Source organism: Ligilactobacillus sp. MP3 (genome assembly GCF_024436335.1).
In the GTDB taxonomy this organism is placed as follows: Bacteria; Bacillota; Bacilli; order Lactobacillales; family Lactobacillaceae; genus Ligilactobacillus; species Ligilactobacillus salivarius.
This window is the reverse complement of the sequence record NZ_JANFQI010000006.1, coordinates 74,473-95,946: the sequence shown is the minus strand read 5'-3', so window position 1 is coordinate 95,946 and position 21,474 is coordinate 74,473. Positions and strand designations below refer to the sequence as shown.

Genomic DNA, 21,474 nt, shown 5'->3' with positions numbered 1-21,474 from the left:
GTTTAAATGAGAGTATTATTGCAAAGAGTAAAGCAAGCATCGGTTGAAATAGATGGAAACGTAAATGGTGAAATCGGACAAGGATTATTGTTATTAGTAGGTTTTACTGAAAATGATGGCGATAAGGAAATTGAATATTTAGCAAGAAAAGTTTTAAACGCTAGAATATTTAGTGATGCTGATGATAAGATGAATTTAAACTTACAGCAAGTATCAGGTAGTATTTTGTCTATTTCGCAATTTACTTTATATGCACAAACTCGTAAAGGAAACCGACCTAGCTTTACAAGAGCCCAAAATCCAGATATAGCTAGCAAGAATTATGATAAGTTTAACGAAAAGTTACGCGAATCAGGTGTACAAGTTGAAACTGGAATTTTTGGAGCTGATATGCAGGTATCATTAGTTAATGATGGACCTGTGACAATTATGTATGATACTGATGAGGAATAAGAGTATGGAGTATAAGAATTATTTTTGGGATTTTGATGGAACTTTATACAACAGCTATCCTGGTATGGTTCGAGCATTTGTAGAAACTTTGAAAACTCAAGAAATAGAGTTAGATAGTAAAGAAGTCTATAAAATTATGCGCGAAGCTTCTGTTAGAAAAGCTTTTAAGTTATATGGCGAAAATCTAGACATACCAAAGCTACGTCAAATGTATCATTCTTTTGAAGAACAATATCAAGATAAAATGCGTCTCTTTGATGGTGCTGCAGATGTTTGTCGTAAGATAAAAGAAAATGGTGGTAGAAACTTTCTATTAACACATCGTGACAGTAGTGCCTTGAATATTTTAAAAAGAGATAATCTTTGGTCTTATTTTGATGATTTTGTAACTGCAGATAATGATTTTGCTCGTAAGCCAGATCCAGAATCTTTGTTATACTTGGTTAGTAAGTATAATTTAAAAGTTGAAGAATCAGTGATGATTGGAGATAGAGAACTTGATATCGCAGCAGGCCATAATGCTGGAATGTCGGGAATTCTATTTGATCCGGATAAGCTACTTCATCAAGATTATAATGCAGATAGATTGGTATACAGTTTATCGGATATATTGAAGTAAATTAACTTGAGTCATATTACTTAGAGGTTATATGACTCATTTTTGATAGGAAAGGTGTAATCTACAATGTGGTTATATATACCGATGATTATTATTTTGATTATTGCAGACCAGGGTCTAAAGTTCTGGATTTCCGCAAATATTAAATTAGGAACCAGCCAAGTAATTTTACCTAATGTTTTAGCTTTAACAAATGTTAGAAATAATGGAGCTGCTTGGAGTGTTCTAAGTGGACAACAATGGTTCTTTACAGTCATTACAATAGTTGCTCTAGGTTTGATGGGATATTTCTTCTGGAAATTGAAAAATGATAATTTATATATGTTGGCAATTTCATTATTAATTGCTGGTACGTTGGGCAATTTTATTGATAGAATTCGTTTAGGTTACGTTGTTGATATGTTTGAAACATTATTTATGAATTTTCCAATTTTTAATGTAGCAGATATGTGTCTAACGTTTGGTGTAATTATAGTAATAATAGCATTAATAAAGGATGAAAAAGATGAGTGATTATAAAGTATTAGCAGATAAGACTGGTAGATTAGATAAAGTTGTTACTAATATTTTTACAGATTATACTCGATCTCAATTAAAAAAGATGATTGACGATGGAAATATCAAGGTAAATGGAGATGTGAAAAAAGCTAATTATAAAGTCAATTTAGGCGATGAAATAACTTTTGATAAGCCAGAAGTAAAGAAATTATCTTTAGAACCTGAAAATATTCCGTTAGATATTGTTTATGAAGATGATGATGTAATTGTTGTAAATAAGCCTCAAGGAATGGTTGTGCATCCATCTCCTGGACATTTTGAACATACTCTAGTAAATGCATTACTATACCATTCACCATTATCTACTATTAACGGTACTTATCGTCCAGGTATTGTTCATAGAATAGATAAGGATACTTCAGGATTATTGATGGTCGCTAAAAATGATATGGCACATCAAAGCTTAGCGAAGCAATTAAAAGATAAGACTAATACACGTGAGTATGTAGCTTTAGTTCACGGAAATATCAAAGAAGATAGTGGTACTATTGATGCACCGTTAGGAAGAAGTAAAGTTGATCGTAAGAAACAAGCAGTAGTTAAGGATGGAAGAAATGCAGTAACCCACTTTGAAGTTTTGAAACGTTATGGAGATTATACTTTAGTTAAATGTGTCTTAGAAACTGGACGAACACATCAGATTAGAGTTCATATGAAATATATAGGGCATCCTTTAGTTGGAGATCAATTGTATGGTCCAAGAAAGACATTAGGAAATAGTGGCCAATTTTTACATGCTGAGAAACTAGGCTTTATTCATCCAAGAACAAATGAATACTTAGAATTCACAGCACCACTACCAGAAAACTTCAAAAAGCTATTAGAATCGCTTGACAAACGGTAGCTTTTACAGTATCTTAATTTAAGAAGAATAGAGTCCTTTAAACTAGTCCCGTGAGGCTGAAAAGGTATAATGCTTATTTAAGCTTATAGTGTATATTAATATAAAAATGAAATTAATACGCGGACTAGGACTAATTTGTTCTAGTCCTTTTATTTTTTCAGCTAAGCAATAGTTAATGGCTCGAATATTTAAGGAGGATGATTTTAATGGCAAAACAAATTTATGATTCAATGGCGATGAAGCGTGCGCTAACTAGAATGACTTATGAAATCATTGAAAAAAATAAAGGAATTGATGATTTAGTTCTAGTAGGGATCAAGACAAGAGGTGTTTATCTAGCACAAAGAATAGCTGATAGATTGAAACAATTGGAAAATGCTGAAGTTCCTGTTGGACAATTAGATATTACACTTTACCGTGATGACAGACATGATGCATCACTAGCACAAGATCCAGTAGTAAATGAAGCAGACTTAGGTTTTGATATTAAAGATAAACATGTAATTTTGGTCGATGATGTGTTATTTACAGGAAGAACAATTAGAGCTGCTTTAGATGCTTTAATGGATATTGGTAGACCTAAGAAGATCAATTTAGCTGTATTAGTAGATAGAGGACATCGTGAATTACCAATTAGAGCAGATTTTGTTGGTAAGAATATTCCAACTGCTATGGATGAACAAGTAGCAGTTTATGTAGACGAAGTTGATGGAAAAGATGGAATCGAATTAAAGAAACTATAAAATAAAGATATGAGGCTAATTTAATCATGAAAAACGAGAAATTCAGAAACCCTGAGGCAATTCTTGACGTTCAAGATAAACCAACTTTTCCTCAGTGGTTACTTCTATCAGTCCAACATTTGTTTACAATGTTTGGTTCAACTGTTTTAGTACCTTTATTAATTGGTATGAATCCAAGTATCGCTTTGTTTAGTTCAGGGGTAGGTACTTTGGTATATATTCTTTGTACAAGAGCTAAGATTCCGGCATACTTAGGATCAAGTTTTGCCTTTATTATGACAATGCAGGCTTTGATGAAATCTGAAGGATATCCTGCAGTAGGTCAAGGCGCAATTGCAGCAGGTTTAGTTTATGTTATTGTTTCCTTGATTATAGGAAAGTTTGGTTCACAATGGGTAGATAAGGTTTTACCACCAGTTGTTGTAGGTCCTATCGTTATAGTTATTGGATTATCATTAGCTACAACTGCAGCTAACGATGCAATGTTCAATAATAACCATTATGATCTTAAATACTTTGGAGTAGCAATTTTCACTTTAGTTGCAACAATTATCTTTAACATGTTCTTACGTGGATTTTCAAGTATGATTCCGGTACTTTTAGGTATAATTGTAGGTTACATTTTCGCTGTTTTCATGGGAATTGTTGATTTATCTGGTGTGGCAGCAGCAAAATGGTTCTCTCTACCTGCATTTGACGTAATGTTTGTTAATTATGACTTTAAGTGGTATCCAGGAGCAATCATTGGAATGGCACCAATTGCCTTTGTTACTATGACTGAGCACATGGGACACGTTATGGTTTTGAATAAATTAACTAAGCGTAATTTCTTCAAGAATCCAGGATTACACCGTACATTGTTAGGTGACGGTTTATCTAGTGTAATTGCTGGTTTTGTTGGTGGTCCTCCAACAACATCTTACGGCGAAAACATTGGTGTGTTAGCTATGACAAAGATTCATAGTGTTTGGGTGCTTGCAGGAGCTGCTTTCTTCGCTATTTTATTCAGTTTCTGTGGTAAAATTGCTGCTTTGATTCAATCTATTCCAACTCCTGTAATTGGTGGTATTTCATTCCTATTATTCGGTATGATTGCTGCAAATGGATTACGAATTTTAGTTGATAATAAAATAAACTTTGAAGCAAAAAGAAATTTGATTATTACAGCTGTTATCTTGGTTGTCGGAATTGGTGGTACTTATTTGAAGTTAGGTAATTTCCAACTTACAAGTATTGCTTTATCAACAATCTTTGGAATTGTTTTAAACTTAATTTTACCAAAGAAAGCAGCTAGTGAAGCTGAACATGAGAAAAAGATAAGAATGGATATTTAACCTTTTTTATCGATACGCTATAATAATAGTTGTGAATAATATCATGTTGGGAGTGAGGCTTTTGAAACGATTACTTATTCTAGAAGATGGTAGTACATTTTTAGGAGAAGGTTTTGGTTCACAAATAAATTCAACTGGTGAGGTGGTATTAACCACTGCAATGACTGGTTATCAAAAGGTTGTCACATCCCCAACGTATGCAAATCAAATAATTGTTTTTACGACACCTGTACTGGGAACATATGGGACAAACATTGATGATTTAGAATCATTGCAACCAGTCTGTAAAGGTGTCGTTTGTCATACATATACTGATAGCATGAATGTGTCGAGTCCGCAGTCATTTTCAGATTACTTAAAGAATCAAGATATTCCTGGAATTTATGGCATTGATACACGAAAATTAGTAAGAATTTTATCAAAACATAATGGAATAATGAAAGGAAGTATTATTGACGCTGAAAACGATCTAGAACATGCTTTTGATCAATTACATGCAACTGTATTAACTGACCAATTAGTAGATATGGTTTCTACCAGTAAACCATATCCTAATCCTGATACCGGAAGAAATATAGTCTTAGTTGATTATGGAGTAAAACATAGTGTATTGCGTCAATTATCACGTATGAATTGCAATACAATTATTGTTCCATACACTGCGACATTTCAAGAAATTAAAAATCTTTGTCCGGATGGTGTGCTATTATCCAATGGACCTGGGAACCCATATACTTTAGAAGATTCATTTGAAACAATTAGACAAATTCAGGCTAATTATCCGACATTTGCAATAGGATTGGGACATCAATTATTGGCTATTGCAAATGGAGCTAAAGTAAAGGAATTACCACGTGCACATCGAGGATTGAATTTTCCAGTTATTGAAATTGCAACTGGTAGAATTATAACAGTTGCACAAAATCATAGTTACATAGTCGATGAAAGTTCCTTACCTAAGGATAACTTAATTGTAACTCACAAAGATTTAAATAGTGGGTGGATTGAAGGTATTAAGCATCGAAAATATCCAACTTTTTCTGTTCAATTTGAACCAGAAGGAGCTCCAGGTCCTAGTGATGGAACAGATGTATTCTATGATTTTATGCATTTAATTGACATAAGGAAGGATAAGATAAATGCTATTAGAGAGTCAAAATAAAAAAATTATTGTCTTAGGCTCATATAATAGTGGAGCTTTAAGTGCAATTTATACACTAAGCAAACAAGGATACAAACCGATTCTGGTTGCTCCTAGAATTAATGAAAGTCAGATGTCAGAACTATTAGATGAATTCTATAGTATGAAAATGACAGCTGATAATTTAGCAGATATAGTTACTAAAACTAGACCAGATGCTATTATTCCGATTTTTGGTGGGCAAACAGGAATAAATGCATGTATAAAGCTAGCAAAGGGTGGTTTGCTGAGTGCCTTAAATGTGAAAATTTTAGGAACAGATTTAGCGTCATTAAGTAGCATGTTTGATAGAGAAAAATTTAGTAATTTACTTAATGAGGAAAAAATTCCAACGCCAATCTCTAAGAAAATAACAAACATAGAAGAAGCAATCGACTTTGCTAGTGAATATAATTATCCAGTAATTGTCAGAGCCTCGGCAACGACTAATAAACCTGGTGGAGATTTGTGTAACAATAGAAGAGAACTAATAGTTAATGTAAACCGTGCATTTGAAGAATCACCAATAAGTAATTGTTTGATAGAAGCAAGTGTAACTGGGTATAAGGAATTAGAATTAGAGGTTGTCAGGGACAGTTATGATAACTGTATCTTGGTTGGGGCATTTGAAAATATTGACGCTGTTGGGATACATTCAGCTGACTCAATGGTAGTAGCACCAATCCAAACATTAGATGATCAGGAATTTCAGAAGCTTCGAACTGTTTCATTGCGATTAGCAAGAATGTTTAATATAGTTGGAAGTTGCAATATTCGAATAGCGTTTGATTCATTGAGAGATACATATTACATATTAGAAATGAACCCATCTTTTAACAGATCTTCAGTTTTGATCTCAGCGATTACAGCATATCCATTAGCTGATATTATTACTAAAATCTCACTTGGAATACGCTTAGATGCAATTAGAAGAACTGGATTTTCAAATCTTACAGCTGCTAGTGAACCAATAATGGATTATTTAGCCGTTAAGGTTCCAAATTGGTCCAAAGGTCAAGCTAAGAGATTAGGGACTAGAAGACAAGCAAAGGGACAAATAGTTGCTTTCGGTAGATCATTGGAAAGTGCACTAATGAAAGCTATTGAGTCAATGACTAACGAAAAAATTGATAGTATGCTAACCCAGTTTTTGAATATTGATGATTTTCAATTAGAAGAAAACTTAGTTCACCCTCAAGCAAATCGTTTATTCATAATTGCAGAAGCTTTTAGACGTGGATATACAATTGATGAAATTAGTGAGTTAACCAAGATTGATGCACAGTTCTTATATACAATATACAAATTAATTGATTTCATAGAAAATATAAAAAATGCTGAACCAAGTGAGAAAAGCATTCGACAAGCAAAGGAACTTGGAATCAGTGATAAAATGTTAGCTAAATTATGGAATATTCAGGTAGATAAAGTAGAACAAATACGCAATGATTTGGCGATAAGACCAACATATAAGAAGATAGATGGAGTCGCAGGTACGCTAGATGCTAATGTGTCATACTTTTATGCAACATACGAAGAAGAGGATGAGTTGGAGAAAAGTAAAGTAGATATTTTACTAATTGATGGAATTGAAAGCTTATCCAATCGAAGTTTTGCCAATAATCAGCAACTATTGATATTAGCAAATTCTGGATTAGACGTAAGTTTAATTTCAAATTCTCCAGATACATTGACTTTTAGTCTATCTTTGCCAATTACAACTTTCTTTGAACCGTTGTCATATGAAGTTATAGCTGAAATTACAAGAAAATGTAATCCTGAAACTCTATGTCTGAAAAAACCAGAAGAATTATCTGAGGACTTAAAATCTGAATTAAACAATTTGAATATAAAAATAACAGAATGGAATTATACAGGAGGAAAATTATGAAATATGATAGACCAATAATAGCTTTGGATTTTCCGGATAAAGAGAAAACTTTTGAATTTTTGAAAAAGTTTCCTGAAGACGAAAAGTTATTTGTAAAAGTGGGGATGGAACTTTTCTATAGTGAAGGTTCTGATATGGTTAAAGAATTAATCAGTAAAGGACATGATGTATTTTTGGATTTGAAATTACATGATATTCCAAATACTGTTAAGCAAGCAATGAAAGTTATCGGAAAACTTGGTGTCAAACTTACAACAGTTCATATTTCTGGTGGTAGTGAAATGTTAATTGCTGCTAAAGAAGGATTGTTAGATGGAGCTAACGGTGATACTAATACTAAGATATTAGGTATTACACAATTAACTTCTACTGATGAAGAAATGGTAAAGAATGAACAAAAATTATCAATCTCACTTAAAGAAAGTGTAAAAAACTATGCTAAGATTGCTCAAAAATCTGGCCTAGATGGAGTTGTTTGTTCAGCAGAAGAATCTGATATGATCTATAAGTTAACAGGCGATGATTTCTTGAGAATAACTCCAGGAATTAGATTGGCAGGTGGCGATGTTGGTGATCAAAAGCGTGTAATGACACCAGATGCTGCTGCACGTAATCATTCAAGTGGTATTGTTGTAGGGCGTGCAATTACTAAAGTTGAAAATCCTTTAGATAGTTATAGATTAGTTACAAAATTATGGAGGGAAAAATAATGAAACAAGTAGCAAAAGATTTATTAAGTATTAAGGCTGTAACTTTATCGCCAGAAGAACCTTTTACATGGGCAAGTGGAATCAAATCTCCAATTTATTGTGATAATAGATTAACAATTAGCTATCCAGAAGTAAGAAAGAGAATTGCTAAAGGAATTGCTGATATTATTAGAGAAAAATACCCAGAAACAGAAGTTATTGCAGGAACTGCAACTGCTGGTATTCCTCATGCTGCATGGATTGCTGAGGAATTGAATTTACCAATGATTTATGTACGTTCTAAACCTAAGGATCATGGGCGTGGAAAGCAAATTGAAGGTGTTTTGGCTGAAGGTCAAAAAGTTGTATTGATTGATGATTTGTTATCAACAGGTGGAAGTGTATTAAAAGCAGTTGATGCAGCTAAAAAAGAAGGCGCAGATGTATTGGGAGTATGTGGTATTTTCAGTTATCAATTAGGTAAATTAGATGATAACTTTAAGGCATATAATTTATCATATGCTACATTGACAAATTATACAGAACTAATTGAAGTTGCAGAAGAAAATGACTACATTGAAGAGAAACAAAAAGAAATCTTGCATGCATGGAGAAAAGATCCTGAAAATTGGTTAAAATAATTATCAAATTCGCAAATAAAGGACTATATTTTTTTATATTTTAATGTATAATAAGAATAGGTATTAAATTATATGTTGATAAGTCCCGTATGGATTTGCGAAAGGATAATGATATGAAAACAAAACAAGAGAATATTTTTTCTTCTAAAACATTGAGTTATTTCTTGCAACTTGCTGAGACAATGAGTTACACACAAGCAGCTCAGATATTAGGGATTACCCAACCAGCACTTACTCAACAAATTAAAAAGTTAGAAAGAGCAGTAGGTGCACCATTATTTTACTCAGTAGGTAAGAAATTACATCTCTCTGATGCGGGTTACACAATGTTGGATGCTACACATCAAATTTATGAAACATTGAATCAGGCTACTGATGAGATACAAATGTCAACAAGTGCAACACAAGGCGAAATTAATATAGGTATTTTAGCTTCAATTGAAGATAGTGTTATTAGCCAGTTTGCTACAGCTTATTACCGTAAACATAATGGTATTAAGTTAACAACACATATGCTTACACGTAAGGAAATTTGGGAAAGATTAGAGAATAATACAATTGATTTGGCAGTTATGTATTTACCTGATGAAAGTATTAAAAATTGGAAACCTTATGAATCTAAACGTATTTGCCAAGAAGATCTAATCTTTTTACATAACGATAATAAGATTAAACAAAAGAAAATTAATCTAAAAGATACGTTACAACATCCATGGGTTACATATCCACCTGAATATTATCTGAATGAAAGCATAAGTGAAGCCTATAAAAATGCAATGTTAGATGCACCAAATAGTGTTTCTTACTTTGCAACACCAGGTCAAATTTTTAATTTTGCAGCTCAAACTGGTGTATGTACTGCTTTGCCAATGTCATTTGTAGTAGCACATAATCAAGATGGTATTATGAAGCAAGCATTATTGGAACCAGGCATTAGCTTTGATTTGTCATTTGTCTTTAGAAAAGGAAAAGATCAAATACCAAGAATTTCTAATTTCTTAAAAGAGATTGACAATTATCTACGAGAAGAAGATTATATTAGTAGGTTAACAAAGATTAACAAAAAATAATTAAGTAACAAGGAGTTCTTTATTCATGAAAGAATTAGTTTTTGGACACAAGAATCCAGATACAGATGCTATTGTAGCAGCTAAAGCATACTCATATTTACAAAATAAATTAGGTGCTGATACTGAAGCAGTTGCTTTAGGCACACCTAACGAAGAAACAAAATTTGTGTTGGATTACTTCAAGGAAGAATATCCACGTGTAATTACAACTGCAAAAAATGAAGTAGAAGCTGTAATGTTAGTTGATCATAATGAAGCACAACAAAGTGTTGATGACATTAAGGAATTAACTGTAACACATGTTGTAGATCATCACCGTATTGCAAACTTTGAAACAGCTGCACCATTGTACTACCATGCAGAACCATTGGGATGCTCAAGTACTGTAATTTACAAAGAATTCAAAGCAAATAATGTAGAAGTTCCTGCTAAATTAGCTGGTTTAATGTTATCAGCTATCATTTCTGATACATTATTATTAAAATCACCAACAACAACTGATGAAGATGTTGCTGCTGTGAAAGAATTAGCTGAAATTGCAGGCGTAAACTATGAAGAATATGGTTTGGAAATGTTAAAAGCTGGAACAAACCTTTCAAGCAAAACAGAAGAAGAATTAATTTCTGCAGATGCTAAGTCATTTGAAATGGGTGGTAAGACAGTACGTGTAGACCAAGTTAATACAGTTGACTTAGATGAAGTATTTGCTAGAGAAGCTGCTTTGCGTGCAGCAATTGAAAAGCAAAATGCAGAAGAAGGCTACGACTTATTCTTATTAATGGTAACAAACATTTTAGATTCAAATACACGTTTATTAGTAGTAGGTGAACCTAAAGATGTAGTTGAAAAAGCATTCGATAAGAAGTTGGAAGACGACAAGATGGACTTACCAGGCGTAGTTTCACGTAAGAAACAAGTTGTTCCTCCATTGGAAGCTGCATTTTAATTAAATTAAATAAAATATATTTTTTAAAGTACCTTGTAGTTATTGGTTAGAGAGCTAATAGCTATAAGGTATTTTTTATTAGAATAAATTAATTGCAAATAAAGATATATCCTTATTGTAAGGGTTTAAATTACTTAAATATAGAGTTATAATTATATTGAAATAAATTGAATGGAGCGATGAAGTTGAGCCAAGAAAAAAGAATAGAGTTGATAAAACAACTTTTAGAAGAAAGACAAGAACTCTCAACTAGAGACATCATGACCGAATTTGGGGTTTCACAAGATACAGCTAGACGAGATATAGTGTTACTGACTAAAAAGGGAGAAGTTAAACGAACTCATGGGGGAATTTTACCTCTAGATTTTGGACGCAGTGTGCCTAATTACCAAAGTAGATTATCACGTTTTACTAAATCTAAAACAAAAATCGCAATGGAAGCAGGAAAATATTTTAAGCCACATCATGTATACTTTGTAGATTCATCTACTATTTTATTAAGGACATGTCAAAGTATTAATATGCCAGTAGCCATTGTAACTCACTCTTTAGACAATTGTATTGCATTGGCTGAGAACAGTAAGGTAACAGTTAAGGTTTTGAGTGGTACTTTAAATCACGAAAATAGATATTTCTATTCTAATCTTGCAATGCAAGAATTGCATGATATTGCATTTGATACAGCATTTATTGCAGCATCTGGTATTGATGAAAATGGTGCTTATTTGTTAGATCAAGGCGATGCAGAGATTGTTGGTTTGGCAGTAAGTAGAGCTAGAAAAGTAATTTTAGTTGCTGAACATCAAAAATTTGTAAATAAGTCTTATTACAGAATTTGCCCACTAGACAAGATTTCAATGTTTATTACAGATAAGGCTCTTACTCCAGAACAAAGAGCAATGTTTACAGATAAAACAGAAATCATAGTTGCTAATTAAAAATAGTTTGTAATTATGGTATAATTTTTCTAATAATTCTATAAAGTTAGGTGATTTAATTGTCAAGAAGTTTTAATAGAGAAGTTGAGAAAATTGCTGTATCAGATATCCGCCAATTTGACTCAGATGTAAGTGGAATTCCGGGAATTATTAAGTTAACATTAGGAGAACCAGATTTTAATACGCCTGAACATGTAAAAAAAGCTGCAATTAAGGCAATTGAGGATAATAAATCTCACTATACTCCTAATGCTGGTTTTATGGAATTAAGAGAAGAAACAGCTAAGTATTTTAATAAAAAATATAATTTGAATTACAGTGGGACACAAGTTGTTACTACAGTTGGCGCAACTGAAGCTATTAATGCAAGTTTACAAGCTATTTTAAATCCAGATGATACTGTGTTAGTACCAACACCTATTTTTCCACTATATTTACCAATTAGTAATTTAAATCATGGTAATTATATTTTAATGGATACAAGTGAAGATAATTTCGTCTTGACTGCTGATAAATTACGCAAGGTTATTGCAGATAATAAGGACAAAAATATTAAATGCCTTGTTTTGAACTATCCTTCTAATCCAACAGGTGTTACATATAATAGAGAACAATTAGAAGAACTAGCAGAAGTAATTAAAGAAAATGATATTTGGGTATTAAGCGATGAAATTTATGCTGAATTAACATATACAGGCAAACACGTTTCTTTAGCTGAAATAATCCCTGATAATGTAATTTTAATTAGTGGATTATCCAAGTCTCATGCGATGACAGGCTGGAGAATTGGTTTCATCTTGGGACCTCAAGATTTTATTGATCAAGTAGTAAAATCTCATCAATATATGGTAACAGCACCTACTACTAATGCACAATATGCAGCATTAGAAGCTGTTACAAATGGTTATGATGATGCAGTGCCTATGAAGGAAGAATATTTGAAACGTAGAGATTTCATTATAGAAGAATTACAAGAAGTAGGCTTTGAAATTGCAAGCCCAGATGGAGCATTTTATATTTTTGCTAAAATTCCAGCTAACTGTCCTCAAAACTCATGGGATTTTGTTAGAGATTTGGCTAAAGAAGCTAAAGTAGCACTTATTCCAGGTGTATCTTTTGGACCAGGTGGAGAAGGATATGTAAGAATGAGCTATGCTGCAAGTATGGAAAACTTAGTAGAAGCCGTTAAAAGAATAAAAGATTACGTTCAAGCTAGAAAGTAATACATCTATGTAATTTAACCAGAGTGTGCTAAAATTAACTAGAACTTTTTTCTAGGAAGGTAGTTAATAATGACTAATAAAAAAGATGCCCCTATTGGAGTTTTTGACTCTGGTATGGGAGGAATTTCGGTATTACGTGAATTAGTTAAAATAATGCCGAATGAAGATTATATATTCTTTGGTGATTCTGCTAATGCACCTTATGGTATTAAGACGGTAGAAGAAGTCCAAAAATTATCATTTGAGAAAGTAGAGCATTTGCTATCATATAATTGTAAAGCAATTGTTGTGGCATGTAATACTGCTACGAGTGCGGCAATTAAGGAATTGAGAGCAGCATATCCGGATTTAATTATCGTTGGGCTAGAGCCAGCTCTAAAGCCAGCAGTAGAACATAAAAAAGATTCTAAAGTAGGTGTTATGGCAACACCACTAACATTAAAAGAAAAGAAATTTAATGACTTGATGAATAAATATGTTACAAAGGCAGATATTCGAAAAATTCCTGCACCAGATTTAGTAGAGTTTATTGAATCAGGTGATGTGGATTCTCCTGAATTAGAAACATATTTACAAAAATTATTAAGTCCTTATAAAGATTCAGATTCCATTGTGCTTGGCTGCACACATTTTCCATTTGCCAAAAAGGTAATTCAAAAGATTATGGGCGATGATACGTTTATTGTTGATGGTGGAGAAGGTGCAGCTAGAGAAACTAAGCATTTATTGGAAAAGAGTAACTTACTAAGTGATAAGACAGAAAAGGGTTCTGTGAAGTTTGAAAATTCCAGAAATACTAAGGAAGAATTAGAACTTAGTCAGAAACTATTTAACTTGTAAAATAAAGATCGATTAGTGTAATTAATATAATTAACGCTAATCGATCTTTTAATTACTGTAACATTAAAGGGTTTACATTACTTTTATAAAATAAATATTACAAAAAGGTTTCATTATGTAGATAAATGAGTTACAATATACTTGTAAGATATTTATTAGAATTTATCCAATTATTAACAATCGTAATATACAGAATCGAGGGATGAGCTATGAAAAAAGTAATTTATTTAGGTATCACAATGTTAAGTGCAATGGTATTAGTGGGATGCAGTAATACAAGTAGTGCTCCTAACACAACTAGTCATTCGAGCAATGTAAAGACAGAAGTTAAGAGTAGTTCTACTAGCAAAAAAGAAAAGAAGATTACTGCTAAAGCAGTTGATGAAAGTAGCGTAGTAGCAGAAAGTTCTTCTGTAGATAGCAATAATAACAATAGTGTAAGTACAAATTCAAATGTTCAAACTGCTACTAATCAAGTTGCAAGTGCAGATAGTTCTGTAGCAAAAGAGAGCAGTAGTGTTGCTACAGGTAATAATAATGTTACAGAAAATGCAGTAGCTCCAAGTGTAGCAGCAGAATCTAGCCAAAAGGTACAAGAAGTAAATCAACAACTAACACCTGCTCAAATTGCTGCTTTAGCTGCTTACTACATGGGTAATGATGCTAACTCACTAACTGTTCATAATATGGGAAATTATAACGCTGTAAGTGGTGCTGACGGTCAGTTGCTATTTGCTTATAGTGCAGATGGAAACAACTTGAAAGTTGGTGGCTTTGGTGATACTCCTTGGGACAGTGTTAATGCAAATGATGTAATGCAAAAGGCACAACAACAAGGTAATAAGGATTCAATTAACCAAGTTGCAAATAATACAACATTTGAAAAAGGTTATTAAATCTAAAATTTATGTAAAATAAAGTGCAATCAACTGAAAAGTGGTTGCATTTTTATTAATGTATGGTATGATAAAAAATGTTATGAGTTGAGTTTAATAAGTAGATGAGGTGCATTTTAATGGAAAATGTAAATCTTACACCTAAAGACATTGTTAATAAACATTTTAAACAAAAAATGCGTGGGTACGATTCAATTGAAGTTGATGAGTTCTTGGATGATGTTATTCAAGATTATGAAACTTATGCAAAAGAAAATCAACGTTTACAAATGGAAAATGATCGTTTATTGAAAAAGGTAGACGAGTTAACTAAGCAAGTTGCGGTGGGTAAAACAGGAACAACTGCTAGACCTGCTTCTAATGCATCTACAAATATGGATATTCTTAAACGTCTATCCAATTTGGAACGACATGTTTTTGGTGCACAGCTTAACGATGATGTAAATCGTGGAAATCGATTTTAATTAATAAATTATATATGTAAATTTCTGGTAATCGCGGTCTATGTATATAGGCTGAGGAAAGTCCAAGCTTGCACAGGCTGAGATGCCTGTAGTGATCGTACTTGCTGAAAAAATAAGGCAAGGCACTGCTTTTAGTAGTGACGGCAGACAAAAGAGCTAAGGTTTCGGCTATGCTTGAGTAGTCTTGAAAAGTGCCACAGTGACGAAGTAATATAGGAAACTGTATTAGTGGAACGCGGTAAACCCTGCGAGCAGGTAACCCAAACTTTGGTAGGGGCGCTTCATGACGGAAATGAACTAATCATGGGGGCGAGTTTTTTAACTCGGAGATAGATGATTACCACCGATTCTAATTTTCCTGAATTAGATGACGTACAGAACGTGGCTTATAGAGATTTACATATCAGGGTGGCTAGGATATTAGGTAACTTCTATCCTAGCTTTTTTATTTTAGATAAATGTAAATTGAAAGGAATAAATTATGAACTTTAAATTAATTGCAACATGTGCTGCAGGTATAGAGAGTATCGTTGGTAACGAACTAAAGCATTTAGGTTATAAAGTGAATGTTGAAAATGGTCGAGTTAGATTTGATGGCGACGTAGCTGATATCGCTAAAACAAATCTATGGTTAAGAACAGCAGATAGAATAAAGATTGTAGTTGGTGAATTTACAGCTAAAACTTTTGAAGAGTTATTCCAAGGTGTTGAAAGTTTAAACTGGGAAGATTTTCTACCTTTAGATGCTGAATTTCCAGTAGCTGGTAAATCTCAAAAATCTACTTTACATAATGTACCAAGTGTTCAAGCAATAACTAAAAAAGCAATTGTTACTAAAATGAGTACTGTCTATCATAGAAGAACTAAGTTACCTGAGACAGGGGCATTGTATCCAATTGAAGTTGCTATTAATAAAGACAAGGTTTTAATTACATTAGATACTACAGGTAGCAGTTTATTCAAACGTGGATACAGAGTAAATAAAGGTGGAGCTCCTCTAAAAGAAAATATGGCAGCTGCATTAGTTCTATTAGCTCGCTGGTATCCTGAAATGCCATTTGTAGATCCAGTATGTGGTTCTGGAACAATTCCAATTGAGGCTGCTTTGATTGGATGTAATATTGCTCCTGGTTTAAAACGTAACTTTGCCTTTGAAAACTGGGATTGGGTTGATAAAGACATTGTTAAACAAGCAAGAGAACAAGCGCAAGCAGCAATCAAGAAAGATGTTGATTTAGATATATCTGGATATGATATTGATGGAAGTATGATTGAAATTGCTAAAGAAAATACAGTTCAAGCCGGGGTCCAAGATATAGTTAACTTCAAACAAATGGCAGTAAAAGACTTCAAAACAGATAAGATCAATGGTGTTATTGTAGCTAATCCGCCATATGGTGAGCGTTTAAGTGATAAAGAACATGTACACCAACTATATCAACAAATGGGTAAGCTATACCAACCATTAACATCTTGGAGTAAGTACATTTTGACAAGTGACTTACAATTTGAACAATTTTATGGAACAAAAGCTACTAAACGTAGAAAATTATATAATGGTTCCTTACGTACAGATTTCTTCCAATACTGGGGAAAGAAGATAAGAAATTAATGCTCATGTAAAGCTTGAATAGCAAGTGTATGAGCCCCAGCGTTTTCTTTATCAGAAATCCAGTTATTTATGACAATTGGAAAATTTTCTTGAAGTACTAATAGATCTGCTAGAGTTTGAGAATAACTTTTACTATATTGTTTTTCAAGACTATCAATTAAAATCTTGCTGTCAGAATAGAAAAAGACTAGATCTTCATCTGGAAAATTTTCAATAAGATAGTTAAAACCATGAATAGCGGCAATAAATTCTGCTTCGTGGTTATCAGTGGCAGAAATTTCATATTTTAATTGAGTTTGTTGCTGGTTCTTAACGATTAAGATTCCTGCAGCGAAAGTATGATTCTTTTGGTTTGTAGCAGCGTCTGTATATATTTTTAACATTATTATCAATCCTCGAGGTGTGTTTTATGAATAAGAAATATTTTTATCAACCAGATATTCCTGTATCAATATCTTGTTGGTCATTTACATTAATGATTTTGTTATTTTCTTTATTACTATGGTTAGAAATTACAGTCTTTCAAATTTGGACTGTTATTACTTTTATTATATTTGTACTAGTAGCGTTAATACAAGTGATTTTACGAAAGGTAGAATTAAGTGATACAGAGCTCAGCTTTAGGGCAGTGATACCTTTTAATAACTTTAAAATAAAGAAAGTAGATATTAAAGAGATTGAAATAAGAAAATATGGCTTGTTTATCAAAACCAAGTATCGAGATTACAGATTAATAGTTTCAAAGGAGGTTGCAGAAAACGCGTATAATAATATAACTAAATAGGTATATAATTCGTTATATACCTATTTTTATTTGTTAAAAAATATATTTTAGCAAAAACCAATGACAAAATCTTAATTATAGTATATACTTTAATTATTATTTGAAGGAGGAATCAGAAATTGAAAGATATTGAAATAGCACAAAAAAGTGAAATGTTACCAATAACTGAAGTTGCTCAAAAGGTGGGATTAACTGCTGATGAAATAGAACAATACGGTAAGTATAAAGCAAAAATCAGCTTACCTCTTTCTGCACGTGAACAAACAAAAAGAAAGTTGGTTTTAGTTACTGCAATTAATCCTACTCCAGCGGGTGAAGGTAAATCTACTGTAACAGTTGGTTTGGGCGATGCATTTAGTTTATTAAACAAAAAGGTAATGATTGCTTTACGTGAACCATCATTAGGACCTGTTATGGGAATGAAAGGCGGAGCTACTGGTGGTGGATATTCTCAAGTTGTTCCAATGGAAGATATAAACCTTCATTTTACAGGGGATATGCATGCATTAACAACTGCTAATAATACTTTAGCAGCTTTGATTGACAATCATATTTACCAAGGAAATAAATTAAATATCGATCAAAGACGTGTTATTTGGAAACGTGTATTAGATATTAATGATCGTGCATTACGCCATGTAGTAATCGGCTTAGGTGGAGCTACTCAAGGTATTCCAAGAGAAGATGGATTCGATATCACTGTAGCTTCAGAGTTAATGGCTATTCTATGTCTTTCTAAAGATATTTCTGATTTAAAGAAACGTATCGGTCAAATTGTTATAGGATACAATTTTGATAAAGAACCAGTAACTGTAGATCAACTCGGAGTTACAGGTGCTATTACATTGTTATTAAAGGATGCTTGCAAGCCAAACTTGGTTCAAACACTAGCACATACTCCTGCAATTGTGCATGGTGGACCATTTGCTAATATTGCTCATGGATGTAACAGTGTTCTTGCTACTCAAACAGCTTTGAATTTAGCTGATTACACAATTACAGAAGCAGGATTCGGTGCTGACTTAGGTGCTGAAAAATTCCTTGATATTAAAACTCCAGTGTTAGGAAAAACACCTGATACAATCGTAATTGTGGCAACTGCTCGTGCTTTGAAGATGAATGGCGGAGTAGCTAAGGATAATTTAGATGAAGAAAATGTTGCTGCGGTTGAACAAGGTTTTGCAAACTTGAAGAAACATATCCAAAGTATGAAACGTTACAATGTTCCTGTTGTAGTGGCAATTAATAAATTCACTCAAGATACTGATGCTGAATTAGCTAAGATTGTTGAACTTTGTGAACAAAATGATACTAAAGCAATTGTTGCTGATGTTTGGGCTAAAGGTGGAGAAGGTGCTACAGAATTAGCTAAAGCTGTTATTGAATCTTGTGATAATGATCAAGAATTTACAAGACTTTACAATAGCGATGATTCTGTTGAAGAAAAGATCAACAAGATTGTTACTGAAATTTACGGTGGCGATGGTGTTGAATTCAGTGCTAAAGCTAAGCGTCAATTAAGACAATTTGAAAAATTAGGTTGGAACCACCTACCTGTATGTATGGCTAAGACACAATATTCATTGTCTGACAATGCTAAAGTTTTAGGTGCTCCAAAAGGATTCAAGATTCATGTACGTGAATTTGTACCAAAATTAGGTGCACAATTCCTTGTAGCATTAACAGGAAATATCTTAACTATGCCAGGTTTACCTAAAGTTCCGGCTGCAGATGGCATGGATGTTGATGAAAATGGAAAAATTAGTGGTTTATACTAATCAATCATTCGAATAAATTTAAAAAATAATTTATAAAAGAGCTAGATGTTCGTTCTCAGCTCTTTTTTTATGTGATATAATAGAAACTGGGAAGATAATTGGTGCACCAAGTCATCCCATATACCTCAACTACGTAAAGGCTCTGGTTGGTACATCACCAGAGCTTTTCATTTACAAAGGTGGAGTTAAATTGATTGAAAAAATTAGATTAAGAAAAAAGAAAAACGAAGTGGTTAAGGTTGGGGATGTTGTTAACTATCGTGGATCAATGTTTATTATTTTGAATGTTTTGGCTGTTCGCGTGATGATCAATCGTGAAAATGGGGAACTAATGACGATGAGTGATTGTTTAGGGCAGCAATATCGGACACCTGATTTGTCTGCTGATTATATAACAACACAAGCTGAAATAACCTATGAACCAGAAGAATTTAGAAAAATATCAGTTGTTGGTGAATATATCTACGATCAAGAGACTGGAATTTGGGTTCAAATTAAAGCAATATTAGGCTATCACTTTGAAGGAAGAAACTTAGTGGTTAAATATGAATTTGAACCGGTGATGGAACTGCCAGCAGATGAAGTAGAAAAAGCTATAGCTAAAAAGAGAAAATCTATTATGAAATTAGTAAAGAAGAATAGTTAATAATCCTGTTAGTTAGAGAACTAAGAGGATTTTTTATTTGGTCAAAGAATAATTAAAATATGGAAAAATATTGATATAAATGTAAAGGGAAATTAGCTCAAATTAAGGAAAAACAAACTCAAGCACAAAGTGCATACGATAAAGCAGTGAAAGCTTACAACGACTACTTGAAAGCAGAACAAGCTGTAAAAGATACCGAAGAAAAAGCTAAGGCACAAGCACAAGCTAAAGCTGAACAAACATACTTTGCTCAAACAGCAAACGGTAAAGTTGTTGATGAAAAAGGTCATATCATGGTTGGCTACACCGTTAAAGGAAACCAAGTATTTGATGCTCAAAGCAAGTTAGTTGGAACGTTAGCTCAAACTCCAACTACACGTAGAATGGCAAATACAGTTAAGCAAGAAAATACTAAGGTTTTACCACAAACTGGAGACAAGCAAAACAACAACACGACTGTTGGTGCTATCTTAGTTGGACTAGGCTCCTTGTTAGGTTTAGGTGCTTTAGGTAAGCGTAAAGAAGATTAATGAAATAATGATTTAGGCAGGATTTTTATGAAGTCTTGCCTTTTTTATTGATAAAAAATAGATGGATAAAACGATTGTGAGAAATTTTTATCAAGGTATGCTATGATTGAGTAAAAAAGTCAGGATGATAGTAGTGAATTTTATAATAATAAAAGCATGTATTGTGGCTTTACTTATAGCTGAATTGTTGGGCCTTTCATTTTATTTATGCTACAAAGACCTTGTAGAAAAATCTAAAGAAGAGAATGGATTGACTCCTTATTCAATAATTTCGATCATCCTACTCAATGAATTGTCATGTTTTATCGCAATTATTCTGATAGGTGGGATAATGGTACTGATATTTGGTGGAGATTTTGTCATATTAACTATTAGGGAGCATTTGCTAGGGATTTTTATCTTATCTTTACTATGTACTATAAACTCCCATTTAATGAGTAATAGTCGATTCTTTAAAAAATATTTTGAAAAGTACTTTAAATAATTTTTCAAGAGAAATATGTATGTAAAAGTGCTTCTCTTTTTTATATAAATTACACGCTTACAAGTTATCCAATAATATACATTAGATATGAATAATTTTTATTTAAGTAAAACCTAACTATATATCTTAATATTTTCTTAATAATTACGTAATTTATCTTATGTAAAGACAATATTGTATATAGAAACTTATTTTATAAAATTAAAAATAATGCTAGAAATTTGCAATAGTTTTAGAAATCATGATACGGTAGATATACAGAATTGCTCGAGTAAAATGAAAACAGCTGTAACTTTAGATGTTAAATTTAC

23 protein-coding genes and 1 other RNA gene are annotated in these 21,474 nt (G+C 32.6%); 23 read left to right on the top strand and 1 reads right to left on the bottom strand.

What is annotated here, in order from left to right; translation table 11 throughout:
* Positions 1–6 precede the first annotated feature (6 nt).
* The 19 genes from dtd to NOU10_RS05915 all read left to right on the top strand — a co-directional run bounded on the left by dtd (position 7) and on the right by NOU10_RS05915 (position 16,941).
* On the top strand, positions 7–453 hold the full coding sequence (gene dtd / locus NOU10_RS06005; RefSeq protein ID WP_003700152.1) for a D-aminoacyl-tRNA deacylase: 447 nt from the start codon (positions 7–9) through the stop codon (positions 451–453).
* A gap of 4 nt (positions 454–457) precedes the next feature.
* Entirely contained in the window at positions 458–1,072 is a 615-nt protein-coding gene (locus NOU10_RS06000; RefSeq protein ID WP_081537981.1) for an HAD family hydrolase, read from the top strand.
* Positions 1,073–1,138: 66 nt separating this feature from the next.
* Positions 1,139–1,585, top strand: a complete 447-nt coding sequence (gene lspA, locus NOU10_RS05995; RefSeq protein WP_081537982.1) for a signal peptidase II — start codon at positions 1,139–1,141, stop codon at positions 1,583–1,585.
* Positions 1,578–2,474, top strand: a complete 897-nt coding sequence (locus NOU10_RS05990; protein WP_003710062.1) for an RluA family pseudouridine synthase — start codon at positions 1,578–1,580, stop codon at positions 2,472–2,474. The genes lspA and NOU10_RS05990 overlap by 8 nt, the downstream gene beginning before the upstream one ends.
* A gap of 206 nt (positions 2,475–2,680) precedes the next feature.
* The gene (gene pyrR / locus NOU10_RS05985) at positions 2,681–3,217 is read left to right on the top strand and encodes a bifunctional pyr operon transcriptional regulator/uracil phosphoribosyltransferase PyrR (RefSeq protein WP_003704375.1); all 537 of its coding nucleotides are present in this window, start codon (positions 2,681–2,683) and stop codon (positions 3,215–3,217) included.
* A 26-nt stretch (positions 3,218–3,243) separates the two neighbouring features.
* On the top strand, positions 3,244–4,551 hold the full coding sequence (locus NOU10_RS05980) for a uracil-xanthine permease family protein (RefSeq protein ID WP_003700158.1): 1,308 nt from the start codon (positions 3,244–3,246) through the stop codon (positions 4,549–4,551).
* Positions 4,552–4,612: 61 nt separating this feature from the next.
* Positions 4,613–5,713: a carbamoyl phosphate synthase small subunit gene (locus NOU10_RS05975; RefSeq protein WP_003704386.1), complete on the top strand. Its 1,101-nt coding sequence runs from the start codon at positions 4,613–4,615 to the stop codon at positions 5,711–5,713.
* Positions 5,691–7,622 (top strand): carbamoyl phosphate synthase large subunit, encoded by a 1,932-nt coding sequence (locus NOU10_RS05970; protein ID WP_255906295.1) that lies wholly within the window; start codon positions 5,691–5,693, stop codon positions 7,620–7,622. The genes NOU10_RS05975 and NOU10_RS05970 overlap by 23 nt, the downstream gene beginning before the upstream one ends.
* Positions 7,619–8,332 (top strand): orotidine-5'-phosphate decarboxylase, encoded by a 714-nt coding sequence (gene pyrF, locus NOU10_RS05965; RefSeq protein WP_255906294.1) that lies wholly within the window; start codon positions 7,619–7,621, stop codon positions 8,330–8,332. The genes NOU10_RS05970 and pyrF overlap by 4 nt, the downstream gene beginning before the upstream one ends.
* On the top strand, positions 8,332–8,952 hold the full coding sequence (gene pyrE, locus NOU10_RS05960) for an orotate phosphoribosyltransferase (protein ID WP_034998078.1): 621 nt from the start codon (positions 8,332–8,334) through the stop codon (positions 8,950–8,952). Before pyrF ends, pyrE begins: the two co-directional genes overlap by 1 nt.
* A gap of 113 nt (positions 8,953–9,065) precedes the next feature.
* Entirely contained in the window at positions 9,066–10,022 is a 957-nt protein-coding gene (locus tag NOU10_RS05955) for a LysR family transcriptional regulator (protein WP_034998076.1), read from the top strand.
* Between the two features lie 25 nt (positions 10,023–10,047).
* The gene (locus tag NOU10_RS05950) at positions 10,048–10,968 is read left to right on the top strand and encodes a manganese-dependent inorganic pyrophosphatase (RefSeq protein ID WP_003700164.1); all 921 of its coding nucleotides are present in this window, start codon (positions 10,048–10,050) and stop codon (positions 10,966–10,968) included.
* A gap of 185 nt (positions 10,969–11,153) precedes the next feature.
* A complete protein-coding gene (locus tag NOU10_RS05945; protein ID WP_003704416.1) occupies positions 11,154–11,906 on the top strand; it encodes a DeoR/GlpR family DNA-binding transcription regulator in 753 nt (250 codons plus the stop codon).
* Positions 11,907–11,965: 59 nt separating this feature from the next.
* The gene (locus NOU10_RS05940; protein WP_003707840.1) at positions 11,966–13,129 is read left to right on the top strand and encodes a pyridoxal phosphate-dependent aminotransferase; all 1,164 of its coding nucleotides are present in this window, start codon (positions 11,966–11,968) and stop codon (positions 13,127–13,129) included.
* A gap of 69 nt (positions 13,130–13,198) precedes the next feature.
* Entirely contained in the window at positions 13,199–13,969 is a 771-nt protein-coding gene (gene murI / locus NOU10_RS05935) for a glutamate racemase (protein ID WP_003706235.1), read from the top strand.
* Between the two features lie 209 nt (positions 13,970–14,178).
* Entirely contained in the window at positions 14,179–14,865 is a 687-nt protein-coding gene (locus NOU10_RS05930) for a hypothetical protein (RefSeq protein WP_255906293.1), read from the top strand.
* A gap of 119 nt (positions 14,866–14,984) precedes the next feature.
* Positions 14,985–15,329, top strand: a complete 345-nt coding sequence (gene gpsB / locus NOU10_RS05925) for a cell division regulator GpsB (RefSeq protein WP_003700172.1) — start codon at positions 14,985–14,987, stop codon at positions 15,327–15,329.
* 19 nt (positions 15,330–15,348) lie between these two features.
* Positions 15,349–15,723: RNase P RNA component class B (gene rnpB / locus NOU10_RS05920), an RNA gene on the top strand.
* 87 nt (positions 15,724–15,810) lie between these two features.
* Positions 15,811–16,941, top strand: a complete 1,131-nt coding sequence (locus tag NOU10_RS05915; RefSeq protein WP_255906292.1) for a class I SAM-dependent RNA methyltransferase — start codon at positions 15,811–15,813, stop codon at positions 16,939–16,941.
* Here NOU10_RS05915 and NOU10_RS05910 read toward each other — a convergent pair.
* Positions 16,938–17,324 carry an RNase H family protein gene (locus tag NOU10_RS05910; protein WP_255906291.1) on the bottom strand — a complete coding sequence of 129 codons (387 nt, stop codon included), beginning with the start codon at positions 17,322–17,324 and terminating at the stop codon, positions 16,938–16,940. The two genes, NOU10_RS05915 and NOU10_RS05910, sit on opposite strands and share 4 nt — an antisense overlap.
* A 26-nt stretch (positions 17,325–17,350) precedes the next feature.
* Here NOU10_RS05910 and NOU10_RS05905 point away from each other — a divergent pair, with 26 nt between their 5' ends.
* The 4 genes from NOU10_RS05905 to NOU10_RS09480 all read left to right on the top strand — a co-directional run bounded on the left by NOU10_RS05905 (position 17,351) and on the right by NOU10_RS09480 (position 20,679).
* Positions 17,351–17,725 (top strand): EbsA family protein, encoded by a 375-nt coding sequence (locus tag NOU10_RS05905; RefSeq protein ID WP_255906290.1) that lies wholly within the window; start codon positions 17,351–17,353, stop codon positions 17,723–17,725.
* A gap of 119 nt (positions 17,726–17,844) precedes the next feature.
* Positions 17,845–19,503 carry a formate--tetrahydrofolate ligase gene (locus tag NOU10_RS05900; RefSeq protein WP_047035616.1) on the top strand — a complete coding sequence of 553 codons (1,659 nt, stop codon included), beginning with the start codon at positions 17,845–17,847 and terminating at the stop codon, positions 19,501–19,503.
* Positions 19,504–19,693: 190 nt separating this feature from the next.
* Complete coding sequence (locus NOU10_RS05895) at positions 19,694–20,149, top strand: hypothetical protein (protein WP_069469303.1); 456 nt, start codon at positions 19,694–19,696, stop codon at positions 20,147–20,149.
* 146 nt (positions 20,150–20,295) lie between these two features.
* Entirely contained in the window at positions 20,296–20,679 is a 384-nt protein-coding gene (locus NOU10_RS09480; protein WP_255906289.1) for an LPXTG cell wall anchor domain-containing protein, read from the top strand.
* Positions 20,680–21,474 lie beyond the last annotated feature (795 nt).

Excerpts from the sequence above, each read along its gene's own strand:
- pyrF (WP_255906294.1), top strand. The coding sequence starts at position 7,619 with ATGAAATATGATAGACCAATAATAGCTTTGGATTTTCCGGATAAAGAG.
- NOU10_RS05950 (WP_003700164.1), top strand. The coding sequence starts at position 10,048 with ATGAAAGAATTAGTTTTTGGACACAAGAATCCAGATACAGATGCTATT.
- NOU10_RS05990 (WP_003710062.1), top strand. The coding sequence starts at position 1,578 with ATGAGTGATTATAAAGTATTAGCAGATAAGACTGGTAGATTAGATAAA.
- gpsB (WP_003700172.1), top strand. The coding sequence starts at position 14,985 with ATGGAAAATGTAAATCTTACACCTAAAGACATTGTTAATAAACATTTT.
- dtd (WP_003700152.1), top strand. The coding sequence starts at position 7 with ATGAGAGTATTATTGCAAAGAGTAAAGCAAGCATCGGTTGAAATAGAT.
- lspA (WP_081537982.1), top strand. The coding sequence starts at position 1,139 with ATGTGGTTATATATACCGATGATTATTATTTTGATTATTGCAGACCAG.
- NOU10_RS06000 (WP_081537981.1), top strand. The coding sequence starts at position 458 with ATGGAGTATAAGAATTATTTTTGGGATTTTGATGGAACTTTATACAAC.
- pyrE (WP_034998078.1), top strand. The coding sequence starts at position 8,332 with ATGAAACAAGTAGCAAAAGATTTATTAAGTATTAAGGCTGTAACTTTA.
- NOU10_RS05970 (WP_255906295.1), top strand. The coding sequence starts at position 5,691 with ATGCTATTAGAGAGTCAAAATAAAAAAATTATTGTCTTAGGCTCATAT.
- NOU10_RS05955 (WP_034998076.1), top strand. The coding sequence starts at position 9,066 with ATGAAAACAAAACAAGAGAATATTTTTTCTTCTAAAACATTGAGTTAT.
- NOU10_RS05915 (WP_255906292.1), top strand. The coding sequence starts at position 15,811 with ATGAACTTTAAATTAATTGCAACATGTGCTGCAGGTATAGAGAGTATC.
- NOU10_RS05910 (WP_255906291.1), bottom strand. The coding sequence starts at position 17,324 with ATGTTAAAAATATATACAGACGCTGCTACAAACCAAAAGAATCATACT.
- NOU10_RS05905 (WP_255906290.1), top strand. The coding sequence starts at position 17,351 with ATGAATAAGAAATATTTTTATCAACCAGATATTCCTGTATCAATATCT.
- NOU10_RS05980 (WP_003700158.1), top strand. The coding sequence starts at position 3,244 with ATGAAAAACGAGAAATTCAGAAACCCTGAGGCAATTCTTGACGTTCAA.
- pyrR (WP_003704375.1), top strand. The coding sequence starts at position 2,681 with ATGGCAAAACAAATTTATGATTCAATGGCGATGAAGCGTGCGCTAACT.
- murI (WP_003706235.1), top strand. The coding sequence starts at position 13,199 with ATGACTAATAAAAAAGATGCCCCTATTGGAGTTTTTGACTCTGGTATG.
- NOU10_RS05930 (WP_255906293.1), top strand. The coding sequence starts at position 14,179 with ATGAAAAAAGTAATTTATTTAGGTATCACAATGTTAAGTGCAATGGTA.